The sequence below is a fragment of the Devosia sp. BK genome (assembly GCF_032907385.1).
Classification (GTDB): Bacteria; Pseudomonadota; Alphaproteobacteria; order Rhizobiales; family Devosiaceae; genus Devosia.
Genome location: NZ_JAIMBX010000001.1, coordinates 867,891 through 888,149 on the forward strand (window position 1 = coordinate 867,891; position 20,259 = coordinate 888,149).

The window sequence follows — 20,259 nt, forward strand, 5'->3', positions numbered from 1 at the left end:
TATGTGTTTGCATGAAAGATGCTGAAATATTCAAAGTGCTGGCCGACCCAACCCGCCGGGCAATTCTCGAGCGGCTTTCCGAAGCAGAACTGACAGCCACCGATCTGCGCGATGGCTTTGCCATTTCACAGCCGGCGATGTCGCAGCACATTGCGGTTCTCAAGGGTGCGGGATTGATCAGCGAAAGGCGCGAAGGGAGATTCGCTCATTACCGCGTCGATCCCGACGGGTTTGGACCTTTACACGCCTGGCTCGCGCGTTATCGCGATTTCTGGCCGAGCCGGATCGATAATCTCAAGGACCTGCTGCGGGAGATGGACCAATGACCGACAAGGATGAAGCAGTGGTCTTCGAGACCGAGCTCGATGCACCGCCCGAGAAGGTCTGGCGGGCGCTGACCATCCCTGAATATCTCGAACGTTGGCTCGATCTGCCGTCCAAGACGGACATTTCGGTCATCCAGACCGATGAGCCGCACAGCGTGACCTATCGGTGGCGAGATCAGAAGGATGGCACGTCTTCATCCGACAGTGTCGTCACCTTTGAGATCAGTCCGCTTGATAGTGGCGGCAGCTATTTCCGGCTAACGCATGCGCCTCTGGCCATGCCGGCGGCCGACAACAGCAACGAGCCCATGATGCTCGCGGCTTAAGCGCCGACCTTACCAATTACACCGAAAATCTGATGGAGGTCGCCGATGCGCGACATGATGCAACTCGTCCCTATGGTCGTCGAACAATCCAGTCGTGGCGAACGCGCCTTCGACATCTATTCGCGGCTGCTCCGAGAGCGGATCATTTTCGTAAATGGCCAGATCGAGGACAACATGGCCTCGTTGATCTGTGCCCAACTGCTGTTTCTGGAAGCAGAGGCGCCGACCAAGCCGATCTACATGTATATCAATTCACCCGGTGGCGTCGTAACCGCGTGTCTCTCGATGTACGATACCATGCAGTTTATCAAGGCACCGGTCGGTACACTGTGTATGGGCATGGCAGCATCAGCCGCGACAATCATTCTGGCTGCGGGTGAGCCGGGTCATCGCGCATCGTTGCCCAGCACCTCAATCATGTTGCACCAACCCTCGGGCGGTTTTCAGGGCAAGGTGACGGACATCCTGATCCATGCAGAGGAAAGCCTGCGACTCAAACGCCTGACGAATAATATCTATGCTCGTCATTGTGGACGCACATATGAGGAGGTTGAGCTGGCCCTGGAGCGCGACCGCTATATGACTCCTGAAGATGCCAAAGCCTGGGGATTGATCGACCACGTCTACGCCGATCGTGCCGAGCTTTCCTTCCCGCCAGTAGACTCTCCCGCGTAAGAAAAAAGCCACCCGTTTTGCGGGTGGCTTGGTTTTTAGTGCGCGTCCATGATGGGCGCGGCCTCGCCGTGGCTATATTGCTCACCCACGCCGAACAGCCGACCCTTCTCTGCAACGAGAATGCAGATCAGGGCCAGTACGCCCATGCTGAAATAGCCTGCCGCCACCGGCACGGTGGTCCCATCGAACATCTGCCCCACATAGCTGCCGATCAGTGCGCCGCCAACGGTCTGGATAAAGCCGAAGACCGATGCTGCCGTACCGGCGACAGCGCCCAGCGGCTCCATGGACAGCGAATTCATGTTGGACGCAGCCCAGCCGAAGCAGAACATGACCACGCAGAGGAGGCCGAAGAACACCCAGAACGGCACGTATCCCGCAAGCGAGAGCGCCAACAGAACCGCCGATGCAATTGTGTAGACCACCATCGCTCCATGGGAGAGGCGACGCATGCCGAGGTTGCGCACGATACGCGAGTTCGTAAAGGACGATACCGCCATCAGGCCTGCCACGGCAGCAAATGCCACGGGGAAGTAGACGCCGAGGCCGTAGATATCGACATAAATCTGCTGTGCCGAACTGATGAAGCCAAACAGCGCGCCGAAGAGGAAAGTGCCCGCGAGCCCATAAGAGAAGGCCACGCGATTGGTCACGACGATCTTGAAGCCTTGAATGATCCCCGAAAAGCTGAGGGGGCGACGCTTTTCAGCTGGCAGTGTCTCGGGCAGGCGGAAATAGGTCCAGCTCCAAAAGACCAGTGCAAGCAGACCCATGAAGATGAAGATCATCTGCCAAGGCCCGGTCAGCAACAGGATTTGACCAATGCCGGGAGCCACGATTGGAATAGCCATGAAGACCATGAAGGTCAGCGACATGACTTCGGCCATTTCGCGGCCCTGATACCGGTCCCGTACCACGGCGGTGGCGATGACGCGCACGCTCGCTGCACCCATGCCCTGCACGAAGCGGAGCGCGAGAAGCGCGGCAAAGCTTGGCGCGAAGGCTGCGGCGATCACAGCGATGATGTAGACGCCGATGCCAGCAAGCAGCGGCGCCCGGCGGCCAAAACGGTCGGTCAATGGACCAAAGGCAAGCTGCGCGATGCCCATGCCGAGCATGTAGAACGACACGACGAACTGGCGCTCGTTCTCGCTAACGATATTGAGCGCCTCGCCCATATAGGGCAGCGCAGGAAGCATAACGTCGACGGCGAGCGCATTCAGCGCCATGAGGGCCGCGATAAGGGCAATGAATTCCGGGCGCGAGAGCACCCGATTAACGTGATCAGACATGAGAATTGCTCAGTAAGGAGGGGCTCGCCCAGAAGACGGCGGCGCAATAATTGGCCGGAACATGAACCTGTCCGGCCGGGTTGGCAAGCTTTTATCGGTAAAAAACGATAGTTGCTATGGGTTAAGCGGGTTGGGTCCTGAAACTCGAAACGCTGCGCTCGTTGATCGGCAGATGCAGCGCTGCGGATGCGAGACCCAGAATGATACCGAGATACCAGACGAGGCTATAAGATCCGGTCTGGTCATAGACAACGCCGCCCAACCAGACGCCGACGAACGACCCGAGCTGGTGGCTGAAGAAAGCGACGCCGTAGAGCATGCCCATATAGCGCGGCCCGAAGAACAGGGTAACGAGGCCCGCCGTCAGCGGCACGGTAGAGAGCCACAGCAGACCCATTGCTGCCGCGAACGTATAGGCAGTGACTTCCGTAACCGGGACCAGCAGGAACGCCGCGATCGCAATCGCGCGGAGGAAGTAGATGGTCGCGAGCAAGATCTGTTTGGGGAGGCGCGACCCCAACCAGCCTGACAGCAGCGAGCCGGCGATGTTGAATAGCCCGATCACCGCAATCGTCCAGCTTCCGACTTCCGGGGACAGGCCGCACTGCACGAGATAGGCGGGCATATGGACATTGATGAACGCCAGATGGAAGCCGCAAACGAAGAAGCCGATGACCAAGAGCCTGTATGATCCATGGCCCCAGGCCTGCGACAACGCCTGCATGAAAGGCATGTCGGCTTCGCCGGGTGTGCTGACGCTCCGGCCGCGCAATGCGGCGGATAGTGGGATGATCAGCAGGAGGAGCAGAGCTATCCAAACCAGCGCCATCTGCCAGCCGAAAGCAGAAATGAAGCCCTGACCGAGCGGCGCAAAGATGAACTGGCCAGCCGAGGAGGCAGCGGTGGCAATGCCGAAGACAAAGCTGCGCTTTTCCGCGGGAACGACGCGGCCGAAAGCGGCCATCACGACACCGAACGAGGCGACAGCGATGCCCGTACCGGTTACGAGACCGGCGGTGATGGTTAGACTGAGAACGTCGGTCGAAAACGACATGCCCAGCACGCCGAGCGCGTAGATCAGGCCGCCGACGGCAAGGACGCGGCCAGTGCCATAGCGGTCCGCAAAGCCGCCGGCGAACGGCTGTGCTATGCCCCAGACCAGGTTCTGCACCGCCATGGCCATCGCCCATTGCTCGCGCGAGAGGCCAAGGTCTTCTGTCGCCGGCAGGGTGAACAGTCCAAAGGCCCCGCGCGTCCCAAAGCCAATCGCCGCAATGATGCAGCCAGCGATGATGACCACTGGCATTGGAACGACGGGACGGGCGGAAGCGGGAGAGGTCATGGCAGCACCTGAGCGAGTCCGCAGAGATTACGCCGCTACCGCCATCACGCAAAACGATATTGCGGAATGGCTTCGATCAGATCTGGTGATGCCCACAAAAACAAAAGCCCCGCACAGCGGCGGGGCTTTCAGCACAATTCTGACGACTTAGGCGCTCTGCTTTACCGGGATGCCAGCCTGCAGCATGTGGGTCTGCAATTCGCCGGACTGGAACATTTCGCGGGCAATATCGGCGCCGCCGACAAATTCACCCTTCACATAAAGCTGCGGAATGGTTGGCCAATTGGAATAGGCTTTGATGCCGTCGCGCAGTTCGGGGCTTTCGAGCACGTTAGCGCTATCGTAGTCGACGCCGAGATAATTCAGAATCTGAACGACCTGGCCGGAGAAGCCGCACTGCGGAAAATCTGGAGTGCCCTTCATGAAGAGGAACACGTCGTTGTTCTTCACCTTCTCGTCGATAAAGGCGTTGATGTCGGTCATGGGAGGAGCCTTTCAGTGAACCGGTTTCAAGGGCCGGGTGAACTCGCGCTTTAAATAGGACAGGACTGCGGCAGTGTCGAGATCACCGCCTCAACTCGCCCACTATTGTTACTGTGTCGCGCTGCAGCGCTTTTCGCCGGTCGACTTGACCTCGCCCGAAGCAATGTCGAACACTTGTTCTTCGGCAATAACCGCGCCAAGCCCATTGGAGGTGAAATCCTCAAACTGCGGGCAATTGTCCTCCGTGCCCTGCTCGCTGCGCATCCAATAGGTCACCGCGTCGTCGCTGACGGTGATCTCATTGTCGGCAGCTTCATCCACAACGGTTTGGTGCTCGGCGAGGTCCATGATGACGATATTGCCGTCCGGTCCGGTCGATCGGGTCAGAACTAAGTACTTGCCTGCAAGACCCTCAAACCAGAGCGGCTGGCCATCGGGCCAACCTGCCTGACCCAGGGGATTGATGACAAAGTCCGTCTCCCGCTCCACATATTCGCATTTGATCTTACCGCGTGCAGGCGCGCGCGCGAGGATTTCCATGCCCGCACTATCGGTCCGGTCTTGCGCAATGACGAGGAACTGGTCGGTCTGAAAACACTGAGCCTCCTGCGCCATTGCCGGCGCAGCAAAGAGGAACGGCATCAATGCGAGAGCTTGACTGAGGCGCATCAAAGTCTGTCCTTGATCCAAGGGTGCAGGCGGAAGTCGTTGTTGCTGGTGAAGAGCACCGATTCCCAACCGAAATTGCAGGCGCCTTCTACCACTTTTTGCGTATCGTCGAAAAACAGCGGAATTTCGGTCTGCGGGCCCATTCGTGCTGCAGCGAATTCAAAGAACGCGGCCATCGGCTTCATTGCCCTGGCACGGGCCGAATAGAACATATCGTCGAACAACTCGCCCAGTCCAAGAGTCTGCCATAGCCATTGGGCCCGCATATGATCCTGGTTTGTGGCGAGGTAGAGCTTGATGTCTTTCGTTGCCTTCAGCCGACGGATGTCCTCAAGCAGATCTTCATTTGGCTGACTGTTCCGGGCCACCCAATGCTGCGCGAAGGCGATTGTTGAGCCCTTGTAGCCAAATGACGAGAGCCGCCGATCAAGGGCGTCAACGAGAGCGGTTTGCCCGACAACCACCTTCTTGATGAAAATGTCGTAGATAAACTCGTCGCGAAATCGAACGGGGTCGATGCCGAGATCGATCAGGAACTCTTCTTCCCACGTCTTCCCATCAGGCCGCGCGTGATAGCCATGAACGAGCACGCCATCGACGTCGAAGATGATCGAGCGTGTCACCGCTTGAGCGCTTCCTTGAACGCATTCCTGATGCCTTTGCCATCCAGTGGCTCGCCCGCGAACCGTGGAATGACATGGAGGTGGGTATGGAAGACATGCTGTCCACCGACCGATCCGACATTCCAGCCGAGCGTAAAACCGTCGGGCTTTTGGTCGCCATAGTGATCGCGTGTGGCCGCGAGCGCGGCGTTGAAATCACTCCACTCGTCAGGAGACATCTCGAAAGGGCTTTCGCTATGCCGATGCGGCACGATCATGCTGGCGAGGGGCAGATCTGGATCGCGGCTCGCCAGAAGATAGAAATGCTTGGTCTCAAGCAAAGGCGCGTCGATCAGGAGCCCATTTTCTCGACAGAAGCGGCAACCGGCCACTCTCATCGAGATTTTGGGGGCGTCGCGCCGAGACCGTTCAGCACGTTTGCCGGAATTCTTAGATCGCGAATGACGTCGCCGTGCTGACGAAAACCCATGAGCTCGCGCTGAACGAAATAAGACCAGACGGCGTCTCGGGCTTCGTAGAGGGCTTTGTCGGTGCCAGTCTCAAGCGCGGCCAAGCTCTTGATGACCCGCGCTTCGGCCGCGCCGATCGAATTGGCGCGTTCCGCCATGATCTCGTGGTCGAGGGCAGCAGTGCCAGCTTCCGGTCGCACCATGCGAATGAGATCAAGCGAGTCGCGCAGCCCGGACATCGGCTCTATTCGGGGATGCCGGTTTGCAGTGCCAGAGCGTGCAGAGCGCCGCCCATGTCTCCCTGAAGAGCTGCATAGACGAGCTGATGCTGCTGGACACGGCTTTTGCCGCGGAAAGCTTCGGAGACGACCTTGGCGGCATAGTGATCACCGTCGCCGGCCAGATCGCGAATCTCGATATCGGCATCGGGCAGGGCGGCCTTGATGCGGCGCTCGATCTCGTGGGCGTCCATTGGCATGTTCAGTCTCCCCGTCGTTTTCGGTTCGCCGTGGCCGGCGCATGTCCTTGATATGGCATGCGGAAGGGGCGGCTTCAATATCGCCGGACTATTGAGGCGGGGCTTGTTCGGTCTCGGGCGTCGCGCCGACGCAACAATCGGCGTCCGAACGGGTCGAGAAATTGGCGATGATGAATTCGACGGCCGGTCGTACCTGCTCGGCGACTGACGTCGCGTAGATACAGTCGAGCGAATAGCCGCGGCTTTGGGCCACGGTCTCGCTATGAACCAGCGTGATCGGCACGCCCATGGAGGAGCTTTCGCTCGTGCCCTCATAATAAAGTGCGGTGGCATCCTGATAATTCTTGGTGCCGGTTTCCCCGAGCGTGAAGCCGGGAAATGTCTCTACCCAGGCTTCGGTAATAGCAGATGCGTCTAGCGCAGCGACGGCGGCTTCAGCGGACCAATCGGCATCTTCGACCGGCACGACGCTCAGGTCGCACTGCAAGGGCGCATTCGGGTGGTTGATGGTCAGCGGTTCGCCCGCGCCGCCGGTGGCCACCATGGCTTCCGGGTAGATGAGAGTGTAGGGCTGGTCAGGGAATATCGAGCGCGTGACGTTTATGGTCTGGGCGTAGCTCGTTGCCGGCAGCGACACCGCGCTCATGCTGACCACGATCGCCAAAAGCCGCTTCGAATTCATCACCTGCTCCAAAAACAACGCGCCACCCTTTGGCGGACCAAAGGGTGGCGATCATATGGCATCCGCATTCAATAGGCAGATCAGCCGTTCATATAGTTGGGGAGCCAGCCTTCGTGCGCCTGGGTCAATTCGGCCAGCGAAACCGCGCGGGCCTTGCCGAGAACGAGTTCGGTGCCGCCCGTGGTGCCGATCCAAGGCGCCTCGATGCCGAGAGTTTTGGCTTCGGCCCAAAGTGCCGCGATCTCTTCGCCCTGCGGGTCGAGATTGAGAGTCACGAGATAGCGGCCCTGGTCCTCGCCAAAATACTGGAGAATTGGATCGTGACCTTCGATATCGGTCACCGTCGCACCGATGCCGCCGGCAATGGCCATTTCAGCCAGTGCAACGCCAAGACCGCCATCGGAGAGATCGTGGCAAGCCGTAACAACGCCCGAACGGATGAGTTTGCGGACAAAGTCCCCGGTCTTGCGTTCAGCGGCGAGGTCGACATGAGGAGCTTCGCCGTCGCGACGATCGAACAGGTCGCGCAGATAGATCGACTGGCCGAGGTGGGTGCCACGCTCAGCAGGGCCGCCAATGAGGAGGATTGGCTGGCTCACAGCTGCAAAGCCAATGCGCACGCTCTTCTGCCAATCTGGCAGGAGGCCAACGCCACCGATAGTCGGGGTCGGCAGAATGCCGCGGCCATTGGTTTCGTTGTAGAGCGAGACATTGCCCGAAACGATCGGGAAGTCGAGTGCACGGCAGGCATCACCAATACCGCCCACAGCTTTCACAAGCTGGCCCATGATTTCCGGGCGTTCGGGATTGCCGAAATTGAGATTGTCGGTCGCTGCCAGCGGTTCTGCACCGGTAGCGGTGAGGTTACGCCAGCATTCGGCCACGGCCTGTTTGCCGCCCTCATAGGGGTTGGCTTCGCAATAACGTGGATTGACGTCCGAGGTGAAGGCAAGGCCCTTGGTCTCGTGACCCAGCACGCGGATCACGCCCGCGTCGCCGCCGGGGCGCTGAATGCTGTTGCCTTGAATCAGGGTGTCATACTGCTCGTAGACCCAGCGGCGGGAGGAGCACTGGTGGCCACCAACGAGCTTCAGCAGCGCATCGGCGACGTCCATTTGCGGGATGTCATCGGCGGCGAGTGCGGCCGGGACTTTCGGCTCAACCCAAGGGCGATCGTATTCCGGAGCTTCGTCGCCGAGTTCCTTGATCGGCAGATTGGCGACTTCCGTCCCCTGCCAGAGCACACGGAAACGCAGGTCATCGGTTGTCTTGCCGACGGTGGCGAAATCCAGTTCCCACTTCTCGAACACGGCGCGGGCTGCTGCTTCCTTATCAGGATGCAGCACCATAAGCATGCGCTCCTGGCTTTCCGACAGCATCATTTCGTAGGCCGTCATCGCCGTTTCGCGCACCGGCACCTTATCGAGATCAAGCTCGATGCCAAGATCGCCCTTGGCGCCCATTTCGACGGCAGAGCAGGTCAGGCCGGCAGCGCCCATGTCTTGAATGGCGATCACGGCACCAGTCTGCATTAGTTCCAGACAGGCTTCGAGCAGGCGCTTTTCGGTGAAGGGGTCACCAACCTGCACGGTCGGGCGCTTTTCCTCGATATCGTCGCCGAACTCGGCCGAGGCCATGGTGGCGCCGCCGACGCCATCGCGGCCGGTTTTGGCACCAAGATAGACGACAGGCAGGCCGACGCCTTCGGCCTTGGAGTAAAAGATCTTGTCGGTATCAGCCAAGCCGGCCGCGAAGGCATTGACGAGGTTGTTGCCATTGTAGCGCGCGTCGAATTCGACTTCGCCAGCCACGGTCGGCACGCCAAAGGCATTGCCATAGCCGCCAACGCCTGCGACGACGCCATTGACGAGGTGTCGGGTCTTTTCGTGCTCGGGCGCACCAAAGCGCAGCGCGTTCATCGCCGCAACTGGGCGGGCGCCCATAGTGAAGACGTCACGCAGAATGCCGCCGACGCCGGTCGCTGCGCCCTGATACGGTTCGATGAAGCTCGGATGGTTATGCGATTCCATCTTGAAGACAACGGCCTGTCCATCGCCGATATCGACGACACCGGCATTTTCGCCCGGTCCCTGGATAACGCGCGGACCGGTGGTGGGCAGCGTACGCAGCCACTTCTTCGAGCTTTTATAGGAGCAGTGCTCGTTCCACATCGCCGAGAAGATGCCGAGCTCAGTATAGGTCGGCTCGCGGCCGATCAGGTCGAGGATCTTTTGATATTCATCCGGCTTCAGCCCATGGTCGGCGACCAGCTGCGGGGTGATGGCGATGTCGTTGGCAAGGGTCATCGGGTCGTTCCGTAGGGGGGCTCGGGATAGTATTCCATGACGCGTTGCGTCTCGTGGGCCATGTCGTGGCCGAACAGGTGACCGACAAACCACAGCGACATGTCGATGCCGGCGGATACACCGCCACTGGTCACGACGCTGCCGTGGCGCACGTAGCGCTCTTCAGTCGTAAAGTAGGCTTTACGGGCCATGCTGCGCACCCAGTCGAGGGCCACATGATTGGTCGTTGCTCGCTTTCCGTCGAGAAAGCCAGTCTGACCCAGCAGCGCAGCACCGGTGCAGACGGAGGCCTGCCATTTTGCGGCCGCCAGATAGTCTCGCAGGGTGTCGATGAACGCGTCGTCCATGATGACAGTACGCGTGCCTTTGCCGCCCGGTACGATGACGAGATCGGCATGCGGCGCGTCGGAAAAATCGTAGTCGGCTTCGATGCGGAGACCCTTGGCACAGCGTAGCGCTTTGTCGGACCATGCCACCGTAAACGTGTTCACTGGCGCACCCACTTGGGCCGCCATTGTGAAAACCTCCCAGGGCCCGACGAAATCCAGTTCCTCGACTTCGGGGAATACGACGATGCCCACCTGAAGCGGGTTATTGGCGTCAACCATGCTGCACTCCTGGCGGTCTTGCGAGCCGCGCTATCAGGCTGCCTTATTGAGAAGGGTAGCGAAAAGAGCCCGGCCGTCATCGCCGCCATGGGCGCTTTCGATGAGATTTTCCGGATGCGGCATCAGGCCAAGCACGTTCTTTTCAGCGTTTAAAATGCCGGCGATATTGTTGATGGACCCGTTTGGATTGGTGCCCTCGGCATAGCGGAACGCCACGCGTCCTTCACCCTCGAGGCGGGCGAGCGTTTCGGCATCGGCGAAATAGTTGCCGTCATGATGGGCAACGGGGCAGCGAATGATCTGGCCCTTGGCGTAACCGCCCGTGAACGCGTTGTCGGTGTTCGTAACCTCGAGCTTGACTTCGCGGCAGACGAATTTGAGCGATGTGTTGCGCATCAGCGCGCCCGGCAGAAGACCGGCTTCGATCAGAATCTGAAAGCCGTTGCAGACGCCCAGAACTTTTATGCCTTTGGCGGCACGCTCGCGCACCTTGTCCATCATCGGTGAGCGCGCCGCGATCGCGCCGCAACGCAGATAATCGCCATAGGAAAAGCCACCAGGAATAACGATCAGGTCGACATCGGGTATATCGGCATCCTGGTGCCAGACGACTGCCGGCTCGGCGCCTCCGATCTTGGTCAGCGCGGCGATCATGTCGCGATCGCGGTTGAGCCCGGGGAAGACGAGAACGGCAGCTTTCATCAGGTCACCTGAAGGTCTGGGGTGCAGCGGCGGAATAGGCTTTCTCCGCGACGTTGTCCACCACGGTTTGATCCGCGCCGTAAACTCTAATCACCAATTGTTTGCCGTCACTCCACAACTGATAGGTGGTGGAGTAGTCGCCGGTCGCAATTTTGGCGTTGGTCTTGAACCCGACCGCAGGTCCGAACTCTATTTCGTCCGTGCCCAAATATTCGGATTCGCCGCCGAGAGATTGAGCGTTGGCCTTGCCGAGTTCCGTATAGGTCTCGGTCGTGGTCTCACCTGACCGAACACGTCCGCCTGTGCCGTCGTCGTTGTGAACCTTAATTTCGAGCACCACCATGCCGCCGTCACAACTGCCACACATGCCGATATAGGCGCCTTCGCGAACACCGGCGATCCAGTCGGGTGGCGCGATGCCATCGATCGCCAGCGTCTCGAATGTGGGATTGAGGAATTCGGCATGGGCCGCCACTGGCGCCAGAAGAACGGGCAGGGCGGCGAGGCAGGCAAGGAGAGGACGCATCGGCAGGGCTCCATCTTGGGTGCCCCGCCGGCCTAGCGAACGGATTTGGCTACTTCGTGACCTATTCGGCTGGAATGGCCTGCGAATTCGGCGTGGTCGGCTTGCCCGTGCCCGGCAAATGGGCCCAGGCCGGGCGTTCGAAGAGGAATTTGCCAAAGCCGGTCGTCTCGGTCAGCCACCACAGAATGAGCGGCGAGCCGATGGCGATGGTCATGATGATGAGGCTGACCAGATTCGGTTCTTCTATGCCAAGCGCGAGGAGAATAGTGCGGGCTATGCCCATGGGCAGCACAAAGGCCACATAGACCACCAGCGACTTGCCACCCATCCAGCGCAGCCAGTTCATCCATGGCAGTTTAACCAGCAGTGCGGAAGCGATACAGATCGCAATAGCACCGGCAATTGCCGCCAGCAGGTGAATGCCGGGCAGGGCGCCCCAACCCATTTGAATATGGACCGGATCGAGCCGGAAGCCGGGCGTGAAAACCAGCACAGCGTTGACCACTGCCCAAGCCGCCAGGACACCCAGCGCTGCGCCGACATTTTGGCCTGCCCAATCTGCCAGGCGGAAGATTGCTGGGGCAAAGACGTAGCCGGCGTAGAAATAAACGAAATAGGCGCAGAATTGGTCGACGAGATAGCTGCCGGTATGGACCGAAGCCATCTGCAGCACAGCGCCGACGCCCAGCACCAACCAATGCGGGAGCTTGGCCTGATGCACGAGCTTACTGACCAGCCCAAAGACGGCCAGCATGTAGATGAACCACAGCACGCCATAGGGCTCGATCACTGCCCAGGCGAGAAAGCTTAGTGCGCCGCCTGGATCGCGGCCGACCAGCGCCACCTTGAAGATGATGTGGATGATCGCCCAGAGGACGTAGAAATAGAGATAATGGACCACGCGGCGATCGGCATAGGCGCGCCACGGTCGATCGATCACCTGGCTCAGGAACAGGCCCGAGATCAGGAAGAATTCCGGCATGCGGAAGGGCATGGCGAAGGCGATCGTCCAATGGAGGAACCCGGTTTGACCCGTATCCTCGCCGACGCTCGACGCGCAATACATGATGACGACCAGAAAAATGGACAGGCCCTTGGCCATATCCACCCAATCGAGCCTCTGCTTACTCAAGCCCATAACCGCATTCCCCGCATGATGACGGGTGCAGATTAGCGTATCCCTTCGACCAGCCGGTTAAACCGGTCGGTGGGTTTGGAAGCATTTGCCGGCTTGGTAATTAATGCCCTAAAGCCGGTCAGACCGGCACAGGCACCGAGGCATAGGCCGCAAAAAGCAGGCCGATGGAGGCGAAGAACAAGACCGAAAGAGCAATTTGGGTTTTACGCATGATGGTACTGTCCTGCGCCAAATGGGGCGCGCCAGTTGTTATCGCAATTAAGCGTTAATTAGAGATTTCGATCTGGTAGTTTTCGATCACGGTATTGGCGAGAAGCTTCTCGCACATGCCGGTCAACTGGGTCCGGGCGGCAGCCTCATCGGTGCCATCGAGAACCAGATCAAAAACCTTGCCCTGGCGAACGCCGGAGACGCCGCCAAAGCCGAGGGAGGACAATGAGCCTTCGATGGCTTGGCCCTGCGGATCGAGAACGCCATTCTTGAGCGTGACAGTGACGCGCGCTTTCATGAGCTTTTCCCGAAAATTACTGGACGAGGCGCGGACCGGTGGTCAGCGCATTGTCGTTTTCAACCAGGATGCCGAGGCGCTGGGCCACTTCGCGATAGCTTTCGACGAGACCGCCGAGATTTTCGCGGAATCTGTCCTTGTCGAGCTTGTTGCGGGTCTTGATGTCCCAGAGGCGGCAATTGTCCGGGCTGATTTCGTCAGCCAGCACGATGCGCATGAGATCGCCTTCATAAAGGCGCCCGCATTCGATCTTGAAATCGACGAGCTGGATGCCGACGCCCATGAAGAGGCCGGTCAGGAAGTCGTTGACGCGGATCGCAAGGCTCATGATGTCGTCGAGCTCGGCCGGGGTTGCCCAACCGAAGGCCGTGATGTGCTCTTCAGAAACCATCGGGTCGCCGAGCGCATCGTCCTTATAGCAGAATTCAATGATCGAGCGCGGCAGTTGCGTACCCGTCTCGAGGCCAAGGCGCTTGACCAGCGAACCCGCCGCGAAATTGCGTACGATGATTTCGAGCGGGATGATCTCGACTTCCTTGATCAACTGCTCGCGCATATTGATGCGGCGCAGGAAGTGCGTCGGGATGCCCATGGCATTGAGCTTGGTGAACACGAATTCCGAGATTCGGTTGTTCAACACGCCCTTGCCGTCGATCACTTCATGCCGGGCGCCGTTTCCGGCGGTGGCATCGTCCTTGAAATACTGGACCAGAGTGCCGGGCTCAGGACCCTCAAAAAGGATCTTTGCCTTGCCCTCGTAGATTTTGCGTCGACGATTCATGAGGTTTCCGCTGCCGTGAAAAAGCGCACCGTTTAGGCGCGCTTCATGCGCTAGAACCAAGCGGAATTGCAAGCGCTTTCATGGGGGCCAACGTCTTGGGGCACCGGACTGTTGCCTCCGTCACACAAGGTCGCATGGCCTTCCATGCCGTTGATTTGCTTGTCTCGACCGCCTATGTCGGTCTTGAGACGCCGGAATTCCGGCACGTTGGTCAACATGGGAGAGATCATGAGCGCGTTCGACGACCGTCAGAAGGGCCAGGAAGCCAAATTTGCCTTCGATTCTGAAAAGAAGTTCAAGGCAGAAGCCCGCCGCAACAAGCTGCTCGGCATTTGGGCCGCGGAACTGATGAGCCTCACGGGTGACGAAGCCAAGGCCTATGCGGCCGAAGTCGTTGCTGCCGATTTTGAAGAGGCCGGCGACGAGGACGTGTTCCGCAAGGTGTCGGGCGATCTCAAGGCCAAGGGCATCTCGGTCGGCGACGACGTGATTCGCCAGAAGATGTCGACGCTGGTCGCTGTAGCCAATGAACAGATCGCCTCCGAGGGCTGATCGTCAGGCTTAAAAAATAAGGAGCCGACCATGGCCGGCTCCTTGGACTAGACTAGCCGATCGTTACTCGGGTCGCTTCATAGGCGCGACCATTCATCTTCCACTGCACGGTTACCTTTTCACCCGCCTTGAGGCCGGGGTCCTTGAATGTGGTGGGCAGTTGGTAGGTCTTCCCATCCGCCAGGGTCAGCGTGTGGGCCTTGAGGTCGATCGACTTCACGGTGCTCGAAATCGACTGCTCAGCCTGTGCCGAGACGGCCGGCTTAGCGGCCGGAGCCATCGCCGTGGCGGCGAATGCGCCGCCGGCTGGGGCTGCGACGAGCAGGGCGACAAAGAGCGGTGCGATATATTTGCGCATGATGGTCTCCATGAGACTGGCCGATGCGCGGCCATAAAAGTCGGCTTTCAGGGGTCGTCGCGTCGCGGGATCCTTCGTTTCCCGCCGGCGGCTCCAAACCGACGAGAACTGGTTTAGGCCCGGCCAATCGGCTTCTCAAGTTAAGAAGATTTAATTCTGCGGCTCCAGATTCCGCCTGAATTTCAGTGAGTTAGGCGACATTCTGGCAAATCAGCGTCGGTCTGGAGCCGTTCTAATATCTCTTGCTGATTGACCATAACGAAAAGGCCGCCCGGATGCCGGACGGCCTTTGTGCAGGGAATTTGTGCAAGCAAAAAAGTAGGGAGATTTCTCTCCTTCGATTAGCCGACGTCGATCGCGGTCACATCGTGGCTCGAACCATTCTGCTTGTAGTGAACGGTCACCTTTTCACCCGATTTCACATCAGGGAACTTGGTATTGAGCGGCAGGAAGTACCAGCTACCATCCGCGAGCTCGAGTGACCGAGCTGTCAGGTTGAAGCTCTTCACGGTGCCATTGATGGATTGATCCGCAGAGGTTGATGCGGACGCCGCGGGCTTGGCAGCGGGAGCCATGGCCGTAGCGGCAAAGGCACCACTTGCCGGTGCGGCAACGAGCAAAGCGAGAAAGAGTGGGGCGACGAACTTGCGCATGAAATGTCTCCATGAGACGGGCCGATGCGCGGCCATAAGTCGGTTTTCAGGGGTCGTCGCGTCGCGGGTCCTTCGTTCCCGCCGGCGGCTCCAAACCGACGAGCACTGGTCTAGGCCTGGCCACGCTGGTTCTCAAGTTAAGAAGATTTAATTCCCGAACGCCAGATTCCGCCTAACTTTCAGGAAGTTAGGCGGAAAGCGGGCAAATCGGCGTCGAACTGGAGCTGTTCTAATCAGGGTCGGATGACCATGGCCATGCCGATCGATTTCGGCATGACTGGTTCGAACCCATATTTGGCATAGAGATGCTTGGCGTCGCCATCGGCCACGAGGCTGACATAGGCGCCCGATGGCGCGTGGCTTTGCAAGCGCGCGACCAGAGCTGTCATGATCACCTTGCCGAGGCCCTTGCCCTGATGCTCAGGCTCGACGGCCATATCAACGATCTGAAAAGCCGTGCCGCCATCGCCGATGACGCGACCCATTGCGACAGGTCGTCCGTCGAAAATGAAGTGGACGCCATACCACGTGTTGGGCAGACCGGCTTCAGCGCCGGCACGCGTCTTGGGACTAAGCCCCGATACGACTCGCAAGCGGAGGTAGTCCTCGACGTCGGGCGACTGTTCGATAAGCGTGTAGCCGTCCATCACAGCCGCTGCATCAGGCGGGTGAACATCATCAGTCCTTCGGGCCAAGGGCCATGGCCGGACTGCACATTGATATGCCCGGCATCTCCAGCCTGATGAAAATCCGATCCCCAAGCCGCAGCATAGTCTGCAGCGCGCTCCAAAGAACAATAGGGGTCGGTGTCCGAAATCACGAGCAACGACGGAAAGGGCAGGGGATCGCGCGACACGGGTGCAAATGCCGTTGCTTCTTCCGGCACGCTGGCATTGAGCTCAATGTCAGGGGGCGAGACGAGCAAGGCGCCCTTCACGCGGCCTTCGGGAAACCGTGACGCCGCTTGCGCAAGCGCAATGCACGCAAGCGAATGGGCGACAAAGACCACAGGCCGATTGGCCAATTCGACAGCCTTGACGATGGTATCGACCCAATCCTCCGGATCGGGCTCGTCCCATTCGGCCTGCTCGACGATGCCGGCGGTCGACATCTTCTCGGCCCAACGCACCTGCCAATGGCCCGGCCCCGCAGCACCAAGCCCAGGCAGAATCAGGATATCGGTTTCAGCAATTCTCATGCGCCGAAGACCCGCGAGAAAATCGTGTCGACATGCTTGAGATGGTAGGCGTCATCGAACATGTCGTCGATCTGCGCATCTGACAGCGTTACGGCCGGATCGCCCTTAAGATTTTGCGCGAAAAGGCCTGCACGATCGCCGCGATGTTCCCAAACCTTCATGGCATTGCGCTGTACGGCCGAATAGGAATCTTCGCGGCTGTAACCAGCCTGGGTCAGTGCAAGCAACACCCGCTGCGAATTGTGGAGGCCGCCGAGCAGGTCCAGGTTCTTCCGCATGTTTTCCGGATAGACGACCAGCTTGTCGATAACGCCAGTGAGGCGCGCGAGCGCGAAATCGAGCGTGATCGTCGCATCGGGGCCAATCATGCGCTCGACCGAGGAGTGAGAAATATCGCGCTCATGCCAGAGGGCCACGTTTTCCAGCGCCGGGGTCACCATGCCGCGCACCAGACGCGCAAGCCCGGTCAGGTTTTCGGTAAGCACCGGGTTACGCTTGTGCGGCATGGCCGACGAGCCCTTTTGACCCGGCGAGAAGTATTCTTCGGCCTCCAGCACTTCCGTGCGCTGCAGGTGGCGGATCTCGACGGCAACGCGCTCGATCGACGAGGCGATAACGCCGAGGGTCGCAAAGAACATGGCGTGACGATCACGCGGGATCACCTGGGTCGACACCGGCTCGATCGAAAGGCCCAGCTTTTCCGCCACATATTCTTCGACCTGCGGGTCGATATTGGCGAAGGTGCCGATGGCGCCGGAAATGGCGCAGGTGGCGATCTCATCGCGCGCCGCCACGAGTCGAGCGCGGTTGCGTGAAAACTCGGCATAGGCCTCGGCTAGCTTCACGCCAAAGGTCGTCGGCTCAGCGTGGATGCCGTGGCTGCGGCCGATGGTGATCGTGTGCTTGTGCTCCATCGCGCGACGCTTCAGCGCCTCGAGCAGAGCATCGATATCGGCGAGCAGGATGTTGGCGGCGCGCTTCATCTGCACCGAGAGCGTCGTATCGAGGATATCTGAAGAGGTCATGCCCTGATGCACGAAGCGGGCATCCGGGCCGACGATCTCAGAGAGGTGCGTCAGGAACGCGATGACATCGTGCTTGGTCGTGCGCTCGATCTCGTCGATGCGCTCGACGTCGAACCCGTAGTCGCCCATCTCCGCCTTGCGGGCGTTCATCACGTTCCAGATCTTGTCGGCACTTTCTTTGGGCACGACACCGAGCTCGGCGAGTTTGCTTGTCGCGTGGGCCTCGATTTCGAACCAGATAGCGAAGCGGGTTTCGGCCGACCAGTTGGCCACCATTTCGGGACGGGAATAGCGCGGGATCATGGACTTAGCCCTAAAAGGTCAGAAGTGGAGTCAGGCGATGCGGCTCGTTGCCGCCTCGCGGATAGCCGCGAGGCGGCCGGCATAGGTTGCGGGGTCATTGCCGCCATAAATCGACGAACCGGCAACCAAAACATTGGCCCCCGCATCGACCACGGCGCGGGCATTTTCAGCGGTTATACCGCCATCGACCTCTAGGTCGATATCGCGCCCGCCGATCAGTGCCTTGGCCTGGCGGATCTTGTTGATCGATTCTGGGATAAAACTCTGGCCGCCGAAGCCGGGATTGACGCTCATGATCAGCACGAGATCAACGTCGTCGATGACATGCTGGATGGCCGAAACGGGTGTCGCTGGATTGAGCGCCACGCCGGCTTTCTTGCCGAGGCCCCGAATGGCCTGCAGGCTGCGATGGAGGTGCGGGCCAGCCTCTGCATGTACCGTGATGATATCGGCGCCGCCTGCCGCAAAATCGGCGAGATAGGGGTCGACCGGCGAAATCATCAGGTGCACGTCGAACACCTTATCGGTCACGCCACGGATCGATTTCATGATCGGCGCGCCGAAGCTGATATTGGGGACGAAGTGGCCATCCATCACGTCGACATGGATATAATCCGCACCGGCCGCGACGATGGCTGAGACCTCATCCCCGAGCTGCGAAAAATCGGCGGAGAGGATCGACGGAGCGATGCGAAGAGGACGGGCCGGCATGAAGGCACCTCAGCGACAGAGCATATTCAGGTATTCGGTCTGGCTATAGGGCGGTCACGGCGCGGGGGCAAGTGCAGTCTCCGAGCTTGCCCATATCGCTCGCCACACGTGCATAGCTGTTGAAAAGACCGTGCTTCGCCGGGACTCCGCCATGGTTGGCAGTTCATATCCAGTGTCGCTTGTCTGTGTGAGGACCAGTCATGGAATGGAACCGCCTGATTTCCGAGGAACGTCTCGGGGACAAGAAGACTGCGTCGCAGGCGAGCCGGTCCATTTTCGTGCAAGACCACGACCGCATCGTCTTTTCCGCCCCCTTCCGCCGCCTCGCCAACAAGACGCAGGTGCAGCCGCTTTATGAGCACGACCATGTTCATCATCGGCTCATCCATTCCATCGAGGTCAGCAGCGTTGGCCGATCGCTTGCCATGCGCATTGGCCAGTGGCTGGTCGGGCAGGGGCTGATCAGTCCCGGCGACGAGCACGCCCTCGCCAATATCGTCCAGGCCGCCAGCGTTGCCCACGACATCGGCAATCCGCCATTTGGTCACTCCGGCGAAGATGCGATGGGCTCCTGGTTTGCCGAGCAGTTCGCAGCAAGCAAGGGGCTAGCCCGCGAGGTCGATTTCGCCATCCAGCCAGAGTTCACTGCCTTTGAAGGCAATGCCCAGGGATTTCGCATCCTGACGCGCCTGGAAATGCGCCGCAACGACGGCGGCATGCGGCTCTCGAAGGCAACGCTCGGTGCTTTCATGAAGTATCCGGTGACTGCTAGGACACGCGCCGCGCTCAAGGCAAGCGGCGAGACGAGCTATGTCGGCCTCAAGAAATTCGGCTTCTTCAGCAGCGAGGAGACGTTGTTCGACGATGTCGCAACGACGCTGGGACTGCCCGAAGAGCGCATCGGCGAGCAGAAATGGTGGCGTCGCCATCCGCTGGTCTACGTCGTCGAGGCTGCAGACGATATCTGCTACAATATCGTCGATATCGAAGATGCCTTCACCACCGGCGAACTCTCCTACAAGGAAGTCGTCACGATCCTGGTCAAGGTTGCAAAGCCGCGCGACGAAAGCGCTGGCGATCGGAGCCAGGCCGAACATGTCGCCATGCTGCGCGCCATGGCCATTGGTCAGGCAATCGAAAGCTGCGTCAAAGCCTTTATCGACAACCACGCGGCGATCATGGACGGCACATTTTCCGGCTCGCTGACTGAGGTTTGCGAAATGGGTGAGATGTTCACCGACATGCGCCAATTGTCCAACGACCACATTTTCACCGCCCGTCGCAAAACCGAATTGGAAGTCTCAGGGCGGCGCATCATCAACAATGTGATGTCCGGCATTCTGCCCGTTTATGAAGATCTTGCCGCCGTCGGCTGGCAGCCAGAAAGCCTTGGCTCTCGTTCCCAACAACTGGTGCGGGCGCTGGATCTCGACCTGCGCAATCTGACCACACCGGCCGAGGCACTTCACGCGCTAGCAGATTACACGTCCGGCATGACGGACCGTTACGCACTTCGCATTTCCAAAATGCTCTCAGGCCATTAGT

At 59.5% G+C, this 20,259-nt stretch carries 27 protein-coding genes; 5 read left to right on the forward strand and 22 right to left on the reverse strand.

Annotation, left to right across the window (positions count from 1 at the left end):
* Nucleotides 1-11 precede the first annotated feature (11 nt).
* From DevBK_RS04145 to DevBK_RS04155, 3 genes are read left to right on the forward strand one after another with little or no spacing between them, the layout of a single operon-like run.
* Entirely contained in the window at nucleotides 12-326 is a 315-nt protein-coding gene (locus DevBK_RS04145) for a metalloregulator ArsR/SmtB family transcription factor (RefSeq protein WP_317184554.1), read from the forward strand.
* Nucleotides 323-652: an SRPBCC domain-containing protein gene (locus DevBK_RS04150; RefSeq protein ID WP_317184555.1), complete on the forward strand. Its 330-nt coding sequence runs from the start codon at nucleotides 323-325 to the stop codon at nucleotides 650-652. Before DevBK_RS04145 ends, DevBK_RS04150 begins: the two co-directional genes overlap by 4 nt.
* Nucleotides 653-697: 45 nt before the next feature.
* Complete coding sequence (locus tag DevBK_RS04155) at nucleotides 698-1,327, forward strand: ATP-dependent Clp protease proteolytic subunit (protein ID WP_317184556.1); 630 nt, start codon at nucleotides 698-700, stop codon at nucleotides 1,325-1,327.
* Between the two features lie 35 nt (nucleotides 1,328-1,362).
* Here the strand turns inward: DevBK_RS04155 and DevBK_RS04160 are convergent, their stop codons facing one another.
* From DevBK_RS04160 to purC, 16 genes are all read right to left on the reverse strand, one after another.
* Nucleotides 1,363-2,619, reverse strand: coding sequence for a multidrug effflux MFS transporter (locus DevBK_RS04160; RefSeq protein WP_317184557.1), 1,257 nt, complete (start codon nucleotides 2,617-2,619; stop codon nucleotides 1,363-1,365).
* 121 nt (nucleotides 2,620-2,740) lie between these two features.
* A complete protein-coding gene (locus tag DevBK_RS04165) occupies nucleotides 2,741-3,961 on the reverse strand; it encodes an MFS transporter (RefSeq protein ID WP_317184558.1) in 1,221 nt (406 codons plus the stop codon).
* 147 nt (nucleotides 3,962-4,108) lie between these two features.
* Complete coding sequence (gene grxD / locus DevBK_RS04170) at nucleotides 4,109-4,444, reverse strand: Grx4 family monothiol glutaredoxin (RefSeq protein WP_317184559.1); 336 nt, start codon at nucleotides 4,442-4,444, stop codon at nucleotides 4,109-4,111.
* Nucleotides 4,445-4,552: 108 nt separating this feature from the next.
* Nucleotides 4,553-5,113, reverse strand: coding sequence for a hypothetical protein (locus DevBK_RS04175; RefSeq protein WP_317184560.1), 561 nt, complete (start codon nucleotides 5,111-5,113; stop codon nucleotides 4,553-4,555).
* A complete protein-coding gene (locus DevBK_RS04180; RefSeq protein ID WP_410494036.1) occupies nucleotides 5,113-5,736 on the reverse strand; it encodes an HAD family hydrolase in 624 nt (207 codons plus the stop codon). Before DevBK_RS04180 ends, DevBK_RS04175 begins: the two co-directional genes overlap by 1 nt.
* Nucleotides 5,733-6,056, reverse strand: a complete 324-nt coding sequence (locus tag DevBK_RS04185; protein WP_317184562.1) for an HIT family protein — start codon at nucleotides 6,054-6,056, stop codon at nucleotides 5,733-5,735. The genes DevBK_RS04180 and DevBK_RS04185 overlap by 4 nt, the downstream gene beginning before the upstream one ends.
* A 53-nt stretch (nucleotides 6,057-6,109) precedes the next feature.
* Complete coding sequence (locus DevBK_RS04190; RefSeq protein WP_317184563.1) at nucleotides 6,110-6,424, reverse strand: DUF6665 family protein; 315 nt, start codon at nucleotides 6,422-6,424, stop codon at nucleotides 6,110-6,112.
* A gap of 5 nt (nucleotides 6,425-6,429) precedes the next feature.
* Nucleotides 6,430-6,663 carry a BolA family protein gene (locus DevBK_RS04195; protein ID WP_061911292.1) on the reverse strand — a complete coding sequence of 78 codons (234 nt, stop codon included), beginning with the start codon at nucleotides 6,661-6,663 and terminating at the stop codon, nucleotides 6,430-6,432.
* An 88-nt stretch (nucleotides 6,664-6,751) separates the two neighbouring features.
* Nucleotides 6,752-7,345: a hypothetical protein gene (locus DevBK_RS04200; protein ID WP_317184564.1), complete on the reverse strand. Its 594-nt coding sequence runs from the start codon at nucleotides 7,343-7,345 to the stop codon at nucleotides 6,752-6,754.
* 80 nt (nucleotides 7,346-7,425) lie between these two features.
* Nucleotides 7,426-9,651 carry a phosphoribosylformylglycinamidine synthase subunit PurL gene (gene purL / locus DevBK_RS04205; protein WP_317184565.1) on the reverse strand — a complete coding sequence of 742 codons (2,226 nt, stop codon included), beginning with the start codon at nucleotides 9,649-9,651 and terminating at the stop codon, nucleotides 7,426-7,428.
* Entirely contained in the window at nucleotides 9,648-10,259 is a 612-nt protein-coding gene (locus DevBK_RS04210) for a DJ-1/PfpI family protein (RefSeq protein WP_061911298.1), read from the reverse strand. Before DevBK_RS04210 ends, purL begins: the two co-directional genes overlap by 4 nt.
* Before the next feature lie 33 nt (nucleotides 10,260-10,292).
* Nucleotides 10,293-10,961, reverse strand: coding sequence for a phosphoribosylformylglycinamidine synthase subunit PurQ (gene purQ, locus DevBK_RS04215; protein WP_317184566.1), 669 nt, complete (start codon nucleotides 10,959-10,961; stop codon nucleotides 10,293-10,295).
* A 4-nt stretch (nucleotides 10,962-10,965) separates the two neighbouring features.
* Nucleotides 10,966-11,487, reverse strand: a complete 522-nt coding sequence (locus tag DevBK_RS04220) for a hypothetical protein (RefSeq protein ID WP_317184567.1) — start codon at nucleotides 11,485-11,487, stop codon at nucleotides 10,966-10,968.
* A 61-nt stretch (nucleotides 11,488-11,548) separates the two neighbouring features.
* On the reverse strand, nucleotides 11,549-12,625 hold the full coding sequence (locus DevBK_RS04225) for an acyltransferase family protein (protein WP_317184568.1): 1,077 nt from the start codon (nucleotides 12,623-12,625) through the stop codon (nucleotides 11,549-11,551).
* A gap of 265 nt (nucleotides 12,626-12,890) precedes the next feature.
* A complete protein-coding gene (gene purS, locus DevBK_RS04230; protein ID WP_061911306.1) occupies nucleotides 12,891-13,133 on the reverse strand; it encodes a phosphoribosylformylglycinamidine synthase subunit PurS in 243 nt (80 codons plus the stop codon).
* Between the two features lie 16 nt (nucleotides 13,134-13,149).
* Nucleotides 13,150-13,914, reverse strand: a complete 765-nt coding sequence (gene purC / locus DevBK_RS04235) for a phosphoribosylaminoimidazolesuccinocarboxamide synthase (RefSeq protein ID WP_061911308.1) — start codon at nucleotides 13,912-13,914, stop codon at nucleotides 13,150-13,152.
* A gap of 228 nt (nucleotides 13,915-14,142) precedes the next feature.
* Here purC and DevBK_RS04240 point away from each other — a divergent pair, with 228 nt between their 5' ends.
* Complete coding sequence (locus DevBK_RS04240) at nucleotides 14,143-14,466, forward strand: DUF1476 domain-containing protein (protein WP_317184569.1); 324 nt, start codon at nucleotides 14,143-14,145, stop codon at nucleotides 14,464-14,466.
* Nucleotides 14,467-14,518: 52 nt separating this feature from the next.
* Here DevBK_RS04240 and DevBK_RS04245 read toward each other — a convergent pair whose 3' ends face one another.
* From DevBK_RS04245 to rpe, 6 genes are all read right to left on the reverse strand, one after another.
* Nucleotides 14,519-14,824 carry a DUF1344 domain-containing protein gene (locus tag DevBK_RS04245; protein ID WP_317184570.1) on the reverse strand — a complete coding sequence of 102 codons (306 nt, stop codon included), beginning with the start codon at nucleotides 14,822-14,824 and terminating at the stop codon, nucleotides 14,519-14,521.
* Between the two features lie 341 nt (nucleotides 14,825-15,165).
* Nucleotides 15,166-15,477 (reverse strand): DUF1344 domain-containing protein, encoded by a 312-nt coding sequence (locus tag DevBK_RS04250; RefSeq protein ID WP_062630378.1) that lies wholly within the window; start codon nucleotides 15,475-15,477, stop codon nucleotides 15,166-15,168.
* Between the two features lie 233 nt (nucleotides 15,478-15,710).
* Nucleotides 15,711-16,124, reverse strand: coding sequence for a GNAT family N-acetyltransferase (locus DevBK_RS04255; protein WP_317184571.1), 414 nt, complete (start codon nucleotides 16,122-16,124; stop codon nucleotides 15,711-15,713).
* Entirely contained in the window at nucleotides 16,124-16,675 is a 552-nt protein-coding gene (locus tag DevBK_RS04260) for an alpha/beta hydrolase (protein WP_317184572.1), read from the reverse strand. The genes DevBK_RS04255 and DevBK_RS04260 overlap by 1 nt, the downstream gene beginning before the upstream one ends.
* Nucleotides 16,672-18,003 (reverse strand): adenylosuccinate lyase, encoded by a 1,332-nt coding sequence (purB, locus tag DevBK_RS04265; RefSeq protein ID WP_317184573.1) that lies wholly within the window; start codon nucleotides 18,001-18,003, stop codon nucleotides 16,672-16,674. Before purB ends, DevBK_RS04260 begins: the two co-directional genes overlap by 4 nt.
* A gap of 30 nt (nucleotides 18,004-18,033) precedes the next feature.
* On the reverse strand, nucleotides 18,034-18,714 hold the full coding sequence (rpe, locus tag DevBK_RS04270; protein ID WP_317184574.1) for a ribulose-phosphate 3-epimerase: 681 nt from the start codon (nucleotides 18,712-18,714) through the stop codon (nucleotides 18,034-18,036).
* Nucleotides 18,715-18,914: 200 nt separating this feature from the next.
* Here rpe and dgt point away from each other — a divergent pair, with 200 nt between their 5' ends.
* Nucleotides 18,915-20,258 carry a dGTP triphosphohydrolase gene (gene dgt / locus DevBK_RS04275; protein WP_317184575.1) on the forward strand — a complete coding sequence of 448 codons (1,344 nt, stop codon included), beginning with the start codon at nucleotides 18,915-18,917 and terminating at the stop codon, nucleotides 20,256-20,258.
* Nucleotide 20,259: the final 1 nt, after the last annotated feature.

What these genes read in the sequence shown, in the direction of transcription:
- DevBK_RS04145 (WP_317184554.1), top strand. Translation starts at nt 12, where the DNA reads ATGAAAGATGCTGAAATATTCAAAGTGCTGGCCGACCCAACCCGCCGG.
- DevBK_RS04150 (WP_317184555.1), top strand. Translation starts at nt 323, where the DNA reads ATGACCGACAAGGATGAAGCAGTGGTCTTCGAGACCGAGCTCGATGCA.
- DevBK_RS04155 (WP_317184556.1), top strand. Translation starts at nt 698, where the DNA reads ATGCGCGACATGATGCAACTCGTCCCTATGGTCGTCGAACAATCCAGT.
- DevBK_RS04160 (WP_317184557.1), bottom strand. Translation starts at nt 2,619, where the DNA reads ATGTCTGATCACGTTAATCGGGTGCTCTCGCGCCCGGAATTCATTGCC.
- DevBK_RS04165 (WP_317184558.1), bottom strand. Translation starts at nt 3,961, where the DNA reads ATGACCTCTCCCGCTTCCGCCCGTCCCGTCGTTCCAATGCCAGTGGTC.
- grxD (WP_317184559.1), bottom strand. Translation starts at nt 4,444, where the DNA reads ATGACCGACATCAACGCCTTTATCGACGAGAAGGTGAAGAACAACGAC.
- DevBK_RS04175 (WP_317184560.1), bottom strand. Translation starts at nt 5,113, where the DNA reads ATGCGCCTCAGTCAAGCTCTCGCATTGATGCCGTTCCTCTTTGCTGCG.
- DevBK_RS04190 (WP_317184563.1), bottom strand. Translation starts at nt 6,424, where the DNA reads ATGTCCGGGCTGCGCGACTCGCTTGATCTCATTCGCATGGTGCGACCG.
- DevBK_RS04195 (WP_061911292.1), bottom strand. Translation starts at nt 6,663, where the DNA reads ATGCCAATGGACGCCCACGAGATCGAGCGCCGCATCAAGGCCGCCCTG.
- DevBK_RS04200 (WP_317184564.1), bottom strand. Translation starts at nt 7,345, where the DNA reads ATGAATTCGAAGCGGCTTTTGGCGATCGTGGTCAGCATGAGCGCGGTG.
- purL (WP_317184565.1), bottom strand. Translation starts at nt 9,651, where the DNA reads ATGACCCTTGCCAACGACATCGCCATCACCCCGCAGCTGGTCGCCGAC.
- DevBK_RS04210 (WP_061911298.1), bottom strand. Translation starts at nt 10,259, where the DNA reads ATGGTTGACGCCAATAACCCGCTTCAGGTGGGCATCGTCGTATTCCCC.
- purQ (WP_317184566.1), bottom strand. Translation starts at nt 10,961, where the DNA reads ATGAAAGCTGCCGTTCTCGTCTTCCCCGGGCTCAACCGCGATCGCGAC.
- DevBK_RS04220 (WP_317184567.1), bottom strand. Translation starts at nt 11,487, where the DNA reads ATGCGTCCTCTCCTTGCCTGCCTCGCCGCCCTGCCCGTTCTTCTGGCG.
- DevBK_RS04225 (WP_317184568.1), bottom strand. Translation starts at nt 12,625, where the DNA reads ATGGGCTTGAGTAAGCAGAGGCTCGATTGGGTGGATATGGCCAAGGGC.
- purS (WP_061911306.1), bottom strand. Translation starts at nt 13,133, where the DNA reads ATGAAAGCGCGCGTCACTGTCACGCTCAAGAATGGCGTTCTCGATCCG.
- purC (WP_061911308.1), bottom strand. Translation starts at nt 13,914, where the DNA reads ATGAATCGTCGACGCAAAATCTACGAGGGCAAGGCAAAGATCCTTTTT.
- DevBK_RS04240 (WP_317184569.1), top strand. Translation starts at nt 14,143, where the DNA reads ATGAGCGCGTTCGACGACCGTCAGAAGGGCCAGGAAGCCAAATTTGCC.
- DevBK_RS04245 (WP_317184570.1), bottom strand. Translation starts at nt 14,824, where the DNA reads ATGCGCAAATATATCGCACCGCTCTTTGTCGCCCTGCTCGTCGCAGCC.
- DevBK_RS04250 (WP_062630378.1), bottom strand. Translation starts at nt 15,477, where the DNA reads ATGCGCAAGTTCGTCGCCCCACTCTTTCTCGCTTTGCTCGTTGCCGCA.
- DevBK_RS04255 (WP_317184571.1), bottom strand. Translation starts at nt 16,124, where the DNA reads ATGGACGGCTACACGCTTATCGAACAGTCGCCCGACGTCGAGGACTAC.
- DevBK_RS04260 (WP_317184572.1), bottom strand. Translation starts at nt 16,675, where the DNA reads ATGAGAATTGCTGAAACCGATATCCTGATTCTGCCTGGGCTTGGTGCT.
- purB (WP_317184573.1), bottom strand. Translation starts at nt 18,003, where the DNA reads ATGATCCCGCGCTATTCCCGTCCCGAAATGGTGGCCAACTGGTCGGCC.
- rpe (WP_317184574.1), bottom strand. Translation starts at nt 18,714, where the DNA reads ATGCCGGCCCGTCCTCTTCGCATCGCTCCGTCGATCCTCTCCGCCGAT.
- dgt (WP_317184575.1), top strand. Translation starts at nt 18,915, where the DNA reads ATGGAATGGAACCGCCTGATTTCCGAGGAACGTCTCGGGGACAAGAAG.